A 9,804-nucleotide genomic window follows, 5' to 3' on the forward strand; every position below is an offset into this window, starting at 1 on the left:
CCTCGCGCAGCCTCTTGAGCGCCGACGACTTTCAGTTCGTCGCCGACGACCTGAAAGTGCTAGTCACCTTGCTCGGCAATGCCGTGCTGCGCCATGAGGCCGGCGTCAATGTGCTGCTCTACGGCCCGCCCGGCACCGGCAAGACAGAGCTGGCCAAGGTCGCGGCACAAGCCGCCGGACTGGATCTTTACGAGGTCGAATATGCCGACCGCGAAGGCAACTCACTGTCCGGCCGCGACCGCTACCGCTCGCTGCAGATCAGCCAGGTGTTCCTGAAGGCGAGCGAGAACGTCGCCCTGCTGTTCGACGAGGTTGAGGATGTCTTCCCGCCGCTGTCCAGCGACACCGCCCAGCTGATCGCCCGCATGGATTCGGCCCTGGACGCGCCGGCCTCGGGCTCGGTCAGCGGCAAGGCCTGGGTCAACCAGATCCTGGAGACCAACCCGGTGCCGGTGATCTGGATCACCAACCGCATCGAGCAGATCGACCCGGCTTTCAGGCGCCGCTTTCAATACCATCTGGAGCTGAAATCGCCGCCACCCGGCGCCCGCTTAGGGCTGGTCACCAAGGCGCTGGCCGAGGTACAGGTCAGCCCCGAATTCACCGCCAAGCTGGCCGAGCGGCGCGGTCTGACGCCGGCACAGATTCGCACCGCCGTGCGCTTCGCTCAACTGGCCGGCAAGGCCGATGATTGCGAGCGGATGATCGAGCGCCAGCTCGAAAACGCCGACAAGGCGCTGGGCCAGCGCAGCCGCGAGCGGCTGGCTCGCCCCGTCGTCACCCAATACGCGTTGGACCTGCTGAACTGCGAGTCGCGTTTCGAGATCCCGCGCATCGTTGCCGCTTTGGAAAAGCGCGGTTGCGGCAATCTGTGTTTCTACGGCCCGCCGGGCAGCGGCAAGACCGCCTTGGCCGAGCATATTGCCCAGTCCCTGGGGCGGCCGCTGATGGTCAAGCAGGCGAGTGATTTATCCAGCAAATTCGTCGGCGAGACCGAGCAGAATATGGCCCGCATGTTCGAGGCCGCCGCGGCCGAGAACGCTGTCCTGCTGCTCGACGAGGCCGACAGCTTCTTGCGTAGCCGGCGCATGGCCGAGCGCAATTACGAGGTCTCCGAGGTGAATGAAATGCTGGCCGGCATGGAGCGCTTTGCCGGCATCTTCATCTGCACCACCAATCTGTTCGAGGACCTGGACGAGGCGGCGCTGCGCCGCTTTGCCTTCAAAATCGGTTTCAAGCCGCTGAGCGCCGAGCAGCGCCAGCGGATGTTTCTGCGTGAGGCCTTGGGCGATGAAAGGCTGTCGCTGGATGCCGATCAATTGCAGCGTTTGGGCGCCCTGGACGCCTTGACGCCGGGCGACTTCGCGGCCGTGCGCCAGCAGATCGAGATCCTCGGCGAGACGCTGACGGCGGATGAATTCCTGGCCCAGCTGGAGGCCGAGCACCGCGTCAAACCCCTGGTACGCAATCGGCGTTCGATTGGCTTCAAGCAGTAGCAAGCCAAGTTCATGGCAAGCTAGCGGCATGAACAAAGAACTGCCGCACAACTTCAAACTGCTGACCATCTGGCTGCTGATTCTGCTGGCGGTGTTTCTCGGCTTCAAGGCCTGGGAGCATCAGCGCAGCCAAAGCCTGATTTCGATCGCCGGCGCCGAAATCACGCTCAGTCGCGGCCCCGACGGGCATTTCCACTGGCCGGGCGCCGTCAACGGCGTGGCGGTGGACTTTCTGGTCGACACCGGCGCCACCGGCACCGCCTTGCCGCAAGCCTTGGCCGAGCGCGCCGGCTTGGTGGCCGAGGCGCGTGTCAGCTCGCACACCGCCGCCGGCATCACGCAGGGCTTCCGGGCCCGTGCTGACATCAGCCTCAGAGGCGGCGTACAGGCCGAGCGCTTGGCCGTGACGGTCTTGCCGGCCCTGGGCGCGCCGCTGCTGGGGATGGACATCTTGTCCAAGCTGGACTTCAGGCAGGAGGACGGCAAATTGCATATCCGGGCACAGCGATGATGGTTTGGAGGCAGCTTGGCGTCATCAGCTTGACTTGGGGCCTGCTTGGCCAGGCCTTGTCGGCAACAAACTGCCCTGCGCCGCCAGTGCAGGCGACCCCAGCTCAGGCCCAAGCCTGGAGCCAGCAGGCGCCAGACCGCGGCCTGCTGTACCGCATCAGCCGCGACGGGCGCGAGTCCTATGTTTTTGGCAGCCTGCATATCGGCCGGCCGGAATGGGCCTACCCCGGGCCCAAGCTGCGGGCGGCGCTTGAGCGCGTTGACCTGTTGGCCCTGGAGTTGGACCTCAGCGATGCCGCCACCTTGCAGGTCTTGAGTCAGCCGCCCGCACATGCGCCCCAGCTCAAGCTCGGCCCGGCGCTGCGCAAACGCCTGGACGCCCAGGCGCGCGGCGCCTGCTTGCCGCCTGAGGCGCTGGCGGGTCAGCATCCGCTGATGGAACTGAGTACTTACACGGTGTTGGCGGCGCGCTGGGACGGCCTCGACCCCAGCTTTGGCCAGGAACTGCTGCTCAGCCTCTGGGCGCGCCAACATGGCCTACCCATCATCGGCCTGGAGGACGCCGCCAGCCAGCAGCAGGCGCTGATCCCCAGCGAAGCGAAGCTGGCCTTGCTGAGCCTGGACAAGGGCTTGGCGCAACTCGAACAGGGGCGTGTGCGGCCCATCATGAAACGCCTGGCCCAGGCCTGGGAGCAAGGTGACTTGGCAACGATGCAGAACTATGCGCGCTGGTGCGACTGTGTGGAGGACGCACAGGACCGCGCCGATTTCATCCGCCTCAACGACGCCCGCAACCCGGGACTGGCCGCCGCCATAGCGGCTCGCCATGCGCAAGGGCAGTCCGTGCTGGCGGCGGTCGGCGCCCTGCACCTCAGCGGGCCGCAATCGCTGCTGAAACAATTGAGTCAACGCGGCTTTGTTGTCGAACAACTGCATCCAGCGCCCAAGCGATCTGCGCTTTAATGGTCGGCGGCGTACCATTCAAGCGCCTCCCCCCCACCCGACAAGACCGACCCAAGGAACCTATATGGCCGACAACAGTTTCAGCAAATTCGTCCCTGGCTTTGATTTTTTGCAGGGGCTGATGAAGGGCGCCGGCGCGGCCATGCCCGGCGTCGGTCAATGGGTGGCACCAACGCTGAACCCTGAGGAATTAGGCAAGCGCATTGATGAGTTGCGCACCGTGCAGTTCTGGCTGGAGCAAAACGCCCGCATGTTGGGCGCCACCATCCAGGCGCTGGAAGTGCAGAAGATGACGCTGGCGACCTTGAAGTCGATGAACGTGCCTTTGGAACAGCTGAGCGAGGCGCTGCAAGTGCCCGCAGCCGCCACTTGGCCGGGCTTGGCGCCCGAGGTGAAGGCGGCGGAACCGCCTGCGCCAGCGCCGCAATCAGCCCCCGTCCCCAGCGACAGTGATGCCAAGCCGCCGGCAGTGGGCGCCGTCGACCCGCTGCAATGGTGGGGCGCGCTGAGCCAGCAATTCACCCAATTGGCGGCCAACGCCATGAAGGACTCGACCTCCGACGCGGCCAAGCATCTGGCCGGCAGCATCGTCAAGCAGTCGCTCGACGTGGCCGGTGACACCTTGCGCAAGGCCGGCGCCGTGCCCGGAGCCGTCGCCGGCCAAGTGGCCAAAAGCCTGGCGCCCAAGCCGGCCGCCAAAAGCCCCGCCGCCAAACGCAAGCTCTGAGGCCGCGTTCAGCGGACCGCAAGGCGGGGCAGTTACAGTCAATCCAGCTCAGGAGGAAGCGCTTGAATACAGCATTGGCAACTAGTGTGGTTGACCCCGCCCAGCGTGCCCACGCGCAGGCTCGGGTGGTGCAGGCCTTGGCAGCGGAGTTGCCGGCACATGCCCTGCTCTGGCATGGTGAAGACACCGCACCCTATGAGTGCGACGGCCTGACCGCCTACCGGCAGCGGCCTTTGCTGGTGGCGCTGCCGGAAACCGAGGCCCAAGTTGGCGCCGTGCTGCGCATCTGTCACCAGTTGCAAGTGCCGGTGGTGGCGCGCGGTGCCGGCACCGGCTTGTCGGGTGGCGCGATGCCGCATGCCCTGGGCGTCACCTTGGGCCTGGCCAAATTCAAGCAGATCATCCAGGTCAATCCGGTGGCCCGCACCGCCAGCGTGCAATGCGGCGTGCGCAATCTGGCGATTTCGGAAGCGGCGGCAGCGCACGGCCTGTATTACGCCCCCGACCCGAGCAGCCAGATCGCCTGCACCATCGGCGGCAATGTGGCCGAAAACTCCGGCGGCGTGCATTGCCTCAAGTACGGCCTCACCTTGCATAACGTTCTACGTGTGCGGGGCTTCACCATGGCAGGCGAGGCGGTCGAATTCGGCTCGCAGGCCTTGGACGCGGCCGGCCTGGATCTGCTCAGCCTGATGGTCGGCAGCGAGGGCATGTTGGCCGTGATCACCGAAGTAACGGTCAAGTTGATTCCCAAACCCAGCTTGGCGCGCTGTGTGATGGCCAGCTTTGATGACGTCCGCAAAGCCGGCGCGGCCGTCGCCAATATCATCGCCGCCGGCATCATCCCGGCCGGCCTGGAGATGATGGACAAGGCGATGACCGCGGCGGTGGAGGACTTTGTGCACGCCGGCTATGACCTCGACGCCGCCGCCATTTTGCTATGCGAGAGCGACGGCACGGCCGAAGAAGTGGCCGAGGAAATCGAGCAGATGCAGGCGGTCTTGATGGCCAGCGGGGCGACACACTGCGAGGTCAGCGCGGACGAGGCGCAACGGCTGAAATTCTGGAGCGGGCGCAAGAACGCTTTTCCCGCCTCGGGCCGCATCAGCCCCGATTACATGTGCATGGACTCGACCATTCCGCGCAAGAACCTGGCCGATATCTTGCTGGCGATTGCCGAGATGGAGAAAAAATACCAGCTGCGCTGCGCCAATGTCTTCCACGCCGGCGACGGCAATCTGCATCCGCTGATTCTGTTCGACGCCAAGGACCCGGATCAGCTGCGGCGCTGCGAGGAATTCGGTGCCGAAATTCTGGAAGCCAGCGTCGCTTTGGGCGGCACGGTGACGGGCGAGCATGGCGTCGGCATCGAGAAGCTGAACTCGATGTGCGTGCAGTTTTCTCCTGCCGAGCTGGCGCAGATGCATGCGGTGAAACTGGCTTTCGACCCGCAAGGCCTGCTCAATCCCGGCAAAGTGATCCCGACCCTGCACCGCTGCGCCGAGTACGGCCGCATGCATGTCAGCCGCGGCCTGCTGGCGCATCCCGACCTGCCGAGATTCTGAGCGATGCCGATCAGCCAACTGCAGGACCAGATCAAGAGCGCGGCCGCGCGTGGTGCCAAGCTGGAAATTCGCGGCCACGGCAGCAAGGCCTTCTACGGCCAAACGCCCAGCGGCGAGCTGCTGGAGATGGGCGGCTACAGCGGCGTCAGCAGTTATGAGCCGAGTGAATTGGTGGTGACCGTCAAGGCCGGCACGCCCATCATCGAGTTGGAGCAACTGCTGGCGCAGCAGGGCCAGCGGCTGGCCTTTGAGCCGCCGCGCTTCGGCGGACGCGGCACGGTTGGTGGCATGGTGGCCGCAGGCCTGAGCGGCCCGGCGCGGGCCAGCATGGGCGCCTTGCGCGAGCATGTGCTGGGCGTGACGATGCTGAACGGCAGCGCCGAGGCGATGAGCTTTGGCGGCACGGTGATCAAGAACGTTGCCGGCTATGACCTGTCCCGTTTGATGGCCGGCTCGATGGGCATTCTGGGCCTGTTGCTGGAGGTCTCGCTGAAGGTGCTGCCGGCGCCGAAGGCGCAGGCCACGCTGCGCTTCGAGCTCGGCCAGGAGCAGGCGCTGAACCAGCTGAACCGCTGGGGCGGCCAGCCGCTGCCCATCAATGCCAGCGCCTGGTGGGACGGCGCCTTGCTGTTGCGCTTGGCCGGCGCGCGGGCGGCCGTGCACTCAGCTGCCCAAGCGCTGGGCGGCGAGCTGATCGAGGCCGAATTGGCCGCGCCCTTCTGGGCCGGCCTGCGCGACCACAGCGACGAGTACTTTCTGGGTGCGGCGCGCGCCGTCGAAGGCGGGGCCAAGCTGTGGCGCTTGTCCTTGCCGCAAACCGCGCCGGCGCTGAGCTTGCACGGCGAGCAGCTGATCGAATGGGGCGGCGCGCAGCGCTGGGTGGCCACGCCGCTGGCGGCGAACGCGATCCGTGAGTTGGCCACCAAGGCGGGCGGCCATGCCACCTTGTTCCGCGGCGCCGACAAAAGTGGCGGCGCCTTTACCCCACTGTCGGCGCCGCTGCTGCGCATTCACCGCGAGTTGAAGAAGTCCTTCGACCCGCAGGGCATCTTCAACCCGGGGCGGCTCTATGACGAACTCTGACCACGGCTACCGCCTGCGCTGATGCAAACCCAACTCGCCCCCGAATTTCAAGGCACGGCTGTCGGCGCCGAGGCCGAGGCCATCCTCAGCCGCTGCGTGCACTGCGGTTTTTGCACTGCCACCTGCCCGACCTACCAGCTGCTAGGCGATGAGCTGGACGGCCCGCGCGGGCGCATTTATCTGATCAAGCAGGTGCTGGAAGGCGCCGAGCCGACGCGCAGCACCCAGCTGCATCTGGATCGCTGCCTGACCTGCCGCAACTGCGAAACCACCTGCCCTTCGGGCGTGCAGTACGGGCAGTTGCTGGAGATCGGCCGCGGCATTGTCGAGGCCAAGGTCGCGCGACCCCTGCAGGAGCGTAGCGTGCGCTGGCTGCTGAAAGAGGGTCTGACATCGCCGGTCTTCAAGCCCGCCATGAAACTGGGCCAGCTGCTGCGGCCGCTGCTGCCTGCCAGCCTGAAGGACAAAGTGCCGGCCCCGGCGGGCGCGCGCGCACATGACTGGCCGACGCGCAGCCACCCGCGCAAGGTGGGCTTGTTGCTTGGCTGCGTACAGCCCAGCATGGCGCCCAATATCAATAGCGCGACCGCCCGCGTGCTGGACGCCGCCGGCATCCAGACCCTGGTGGCTGAAGGAGCCGGCTGCTGCGGCGCCATCCGCAGTCATCTGAACGACCACGCCGGCGGGCTGGCCGATATGCGGCGCAATATCGACGTTTGGTGGCCCCTGGTCGAAGGGCTGACCGCGGCCGGCAAGATCGAAGCGCTGGTGATGAATGCGTCGGGCTGCGGCGTGACGGTCAAGGAATACGGCCACGCGCTGCGCGACGACCCCGCCTATGCCGCCAAGGCGGCCAAGCTCAGCGCCCTCACGCGCGACCTGAGCGAATTGCTGCCCGAACTTGTGCCGCGGCTGAAGCCCTTGCTGCTGAATGCAAAAACGCTGCACAAGCTCGCCTATCACCCGCCCTGCACCTTGCAACATGGCCAGCAACTGCGTGGCGGCGTCGAGTCAGGCTTGCGCGAACTGGGCTTTGAGGTGCAGCTGGCCGGCTGCGACAGCCACCTTTGTTGCGGCTCCGCCGGCACCTACTCGGTACTGCAACCCACACTCGCCAAGCAATTGCGCGACCAAAAACTGCTGACACTGGCGCCCTTGCAGGCCCAGACCATCGTTTCGGCCAATATCGGCTGCATCCAACATCTGCAAAGCGGTACGTCCACGCCGGTTCGGCATTGGGTGGAAGTATTGGATCAAGCGCTGACCCAAGGCCGCCCTACAGAAGGCGCGTAGATCGCCCAAATCAGGGCAAACACCAAGACCACCCTAGAACCAAATTTTCATAATTGGGCCACAACGACAGGAGGGGGATGCCGACGAGGGCCCCAAGCCAGCCAGTCCAGGCCTAGCCGGACCAGCCAGCGTGATCAGTCCGGATGCCGTGGTCGGCGTCCGGACTCTTCTTTTTCTGCTGGCCGGATCAGAACTTGGGGACGCGGATGCGGCTGACCATCAAGGCCCCTGAAATGGCGTACATCAGCACCAAGGGGTGCAGGTAGAAGCCGGCGATCTCCACGCTGCCGAACCAGAGTTGATCGCCCAATGCGCCCTGTGCGGCCGCGATCCACATCACGATCACCAGCACCAAGGACGTCGGTATTGGGGTGCCCTCAAAGTACTTGACCTTGTCGCCACCTTCGCTGAGCGCCTCGGCCGTCACATTGAAACGCGCCAGCCGCGAAACGCCGCAAGCGACGAAAAACACCAGCACGATGCGGTCAAACAAGCCCTGCATGCCGCAAGCATAGGCAATCGCGGCCGGCGCCACGCCGAACGAGATCACATCCGCCAGCGAGTCCAATTCCCGCCCCAGCGTCGACGACTGCTGGCGCCAGCGCGCCACGCTGCCGTCCAAGACATCAAACACAAAGGCCAGCGGAATCAGCGCGCAGGCGTAATAGATATGCCGGACCTCGCCGGTCTGTAAAAAAGTCATCACCGAGAACAGCGCGCCCATGCCGGCAAACGAGTTCGCCAAGGTAAACCAATCGGCGAGATGAAACTCGCGGATCATCGAAAAGGGCTTGGGCTTGTTCATGCGCCGAGCATAAACGACAGCAAAAACGGGCAAGTTACCAATTTGCGGCCGCCGTACAAGGAGCACGCGGTATGACAACACAACACCCCTGATACAGGGGGTGACGGGTTGGCAGTATTTGCTCTGCTTTGTTGTCTAATCTGGCAATCTAGGAATGGGCGAGCCATGCGCGTGCACATGGCCCGAGCGGATCACGCGCTTAACCAACCCCTTCGGTGGGCAGAACCGCGGCAGGGGTCATGAATTCGGTCGAATCGAGGTCAAGAATGAACAAGCAGTCATCGCAGTCAGTTACTTCTTCGCCAGCGGAGTCAGCGGCGGCACTGTTGTCCGCTGACGCTCTGGTGCGGCGCCGCCTGCTGCTCAAGGGCGCCGGAACCGGCGCGGCGACCCTGGCTGCATTGACTCCCATTGGCGCGCTGGCGCAAACTCAATCGACTGTCTTCGTCTGCAAAAATGGCACCGGCAAGGATGTGATGTGCACCGTGTCGGGCGTGCAGTCGGCCGCTCACAGCTTCGGGCCCAATATCACCAAAGTCACCGCAGGCGGTAAGGGTGTTGCCTATTGGGGCGCGGCAGCACCGGCCGTGACACCCAAGCCCGGTGTTGTGGCCGTGCCGACGCCATTGAACACATGGCCAGCGGGGGTCACTCCAACTGCGCTGGTCAAGACCGTGTTTGGTTCGGGAGCCGCCTATGCAAACACCGGCTTGTTTGCGATGACGAACCGGTACGCCAGCCAAGACATGGCGCATTGGATTGCGGCCTATCTCAATGCCAAGGCCATGCCTGCTAGCTTCCCTTACAAGCCCGCCGAAGTTGTAGCGCTCTACACCGACACCACAAAGCGGGTGGCGGCACTGGCCTTCTTCAAAGGCTACTTGGAAAACCTGGCTTGACCCCTTGGGTTTGCACAGCCATTGAGTTTGCACATCACTGTTGAGACGCCTCCGAGCATGATTTGGCAGTTGGGCGAATTGACTCGCCTGAGTTGGCGGAATTTCGGCACTGAATGGTTACTGTTTGATCAAGGCACGGGGCAGACCTTGTTGCTGGACAGCCTCAGTGCGGCGGCGCTGATGGCGTTGGAAACGGGGCCTTTGTCCGGTGCCGAAATCGAGCAGCAAGTTGCCAGCGATCTTGACTTGCCGGCGCCCGCAGAGCACCGCGCGGTTTTGAGCGAAAGCCTGCGCTTTCTGGCTGAATTGAACCTCATCGGCTCGCGGACTTGCGCATGAAGCTAGGAGCCCGGGCGGCAGAAGGCGGCGATAGCGAGAATCGGCCTCAGCCAGGACAGTTGGTGCCGGATTTGCAGCCCCGTAGCCCGGCTATGGGGCAAAAAGACGGGGCCAAATGGACGGC

10 protein-coding genes are annotated in these 9,804 nt (G+C 64.6%); 9 read left to right on the forward strand and 1 reads right to left on the reverse strand.

Features of this window, described 5'->3' with window-relative positions; all coding sequences use genetic code 11:
• The 7 genes from RMO57_RS09400 to glcF all read left to right on the forward strand — a co-directional run.
• Positions 1 to 1,496: AAA family ATPase (locus tag RMO57_RS09400; RefSeq protein ID WP_310385996.1), on the forward strand; the 1,496-nt coding region annotated here is incomplete at its 5' end.
• A gap of 28 nt (positions 1,497 to 1,524) precedes the next feature.
• Positions 1,525 to 2,007, forward strand: coding sequence for a retropepsin-like aspartic protease (locus tag RMO57_RS09405; protein WP_310385997.1), 483 nt, complete (start codon positions 1,525 to 1,527; stop codon positions 2,005 to 2,007).
• A gap of 29 nt (positions 2,008 to 2,036) precedes the next feature.
• Positions 2,037 to 2,969 (forward strand): TraB/GumN family protein, encoded by a 933-nt coding sequence (locus RMO57_RS09410; protein ID WP_310385998.1) that lies wholly within the window; start codon positions 2,037 to 2,039, stop codon positions 2,967 to 2,969.
• 64 nt (positions 2,970 to 3,033) lie between these two features.
• Complete coding sequence (locus RMO57_RS09415; protein WP_310385999.1) at positions 3,034 to 3,696, forward strand: PhaM family polyhydroxyalkanoate granule multifunctional regulatory protein; 663 nt, start codon at positions 3,034 to 3,036, stop codon at positions 3,694 to 3,696.
• Between the two features lie 62 nt (positions 3,697 to 3,758).
• Positions 3,759 to 5,261: an FAD-linked oxidase C-terminal domain-containing protein gene (locus RMO57_RS09420; protein ID WP_310386001.1), complete on the forward strand. Its 1,503-nt coding sequence runs from the start codon at positions 3,759 to 3,761 to the stop codon at positions 5,259 to 5,261.
• Between the two features lie 3 nt (positions 5,262 to 5,264).
• Positions 5,265 to 6,344, forward strand: a complete 1,080-nt coding sequence (gene glcE, locus RMO57_RS09425; protein WP_310386003.1) for a glycolate oxidase subunit GlcE — start codon at positions 5,265 to 5,267, stop codon at positions 6,342 to 6,344.
• 21 nt (positions 6,345 to 6,365) lie between these two features.
• On the forward strand, positions 6,366 to 7,637 hold the full coding sequence (gene glcF, locus RMO57_RS09430; protein ID WP_310386005.1) for a glycolate oxidase subunit GlcF: 1,272 nt from the start codon (positions 6,366 to 6,368) through the stop codon (positions 7,635 to 7,637).
• Positions 7,638 to 7,824: 187 nt separating this feature from the next.
• Here glcF and pssA read toward each other — a convergent pair whose 3' ends face one another.
• Positions 7,825 to 8,442, reverse strand: a complete 618-nt coding sequence (gene pssA, locus RMO57_RS09435; RefSeq protein WP_310386007.1) for a CDP-diacylglycerol--serine O-phosphatidyltransferase — start codon at positions 8,440 to 8,442, stop codon at positions 7,825 to 7,827.
• Between the two features lie 326 nt (positions 8,443 to 8,768).
• Between pssA and RMO57_RS09440 the strand changes: the two genes are divergently transcribed.
• Together RMO57_RS09440 and RMO57_RS09445 are read left to right on the forward strand one after the other, a co-directional pair.
• Positions 8,769 to 9,341: a hypothetical protein gene (locus RMO57_RS09440; protein WP_310386009.1), complete on the forward strand. Its 573-nt coding sequence runs from the start codon at positions 8,769 to 8,771 to the stop codon at positions 9,339 to 9,341.
• Positions 9,342 to 9,398: 57 nt separating this feature from the next.
• Positions 9,399 to 9,680, forward strand: a complete 282-nt coding sequence (locus RMO57_RS09445) for an HPr-rel-A system PqqD family peptide chaperone (RefSeq protein WP_310386011.1) — start codon at positions 9,399 to 9,401, stop codon at positions 9,678 to 9,680.
• The last annotated feature ends 124 nt before the right edge of the window (positions 9,681 to 9,804 follow it).

The organism is Roseateles sp. (assembly GCF_031397715.1).
Taxonomy (GTDB): Bacteria; Pseudomonadota; Gammaproteobacteria; order Burkholderiales; family Burkholderiaceae_C; genus Paucibacter_A.

Excerpts from the sequence above, each read along its gene's own strand:
- glcF (WP_310386005.1), top strand. The coding sequence starts at position 6,366 with ATGCAAACCCAACTCGCCCCCGAATTTCAAGGCACGGCTGTCGGCGCC.
- glcE (WP_310386003.1), top strand. The coding sequence starts at position 5,265 with ATGCCGATCAGCCAACTGCAGGACCAGATCAAGAGCGCGGCCGCGCGT.
- RMO57_RS09445 (WP_310386011.1), top strand. The coding sequence starts at position 9,399 with ATGATTTGGCAGTTGGGCGAATTGACTCGCCTGAGTTGGCGGAATTTC.
- pssA (WP_310386007.1), bottom strand. The coding sequence starts at position 8,442 with ATGAACAAGCCCAAGCCCTTTTCGATGATCCGCGAGTTTCATCTCGCC.
- RMO57_RS09405 (WP_310385997.1), top strand. The coding sequence starts at position 1,525 with ATGAACAAAGAACTGCCGCACAACTTCAAACTGCTGACCATCTGGCTG.
- RMO57_RS09415 (WP_310385999.1), top strand. The coding sequence starts at position 3,034 with ATGGCCGACAACAGTTTCAGCAAATTCGTCCCTGGCTTTGATTTTTTG.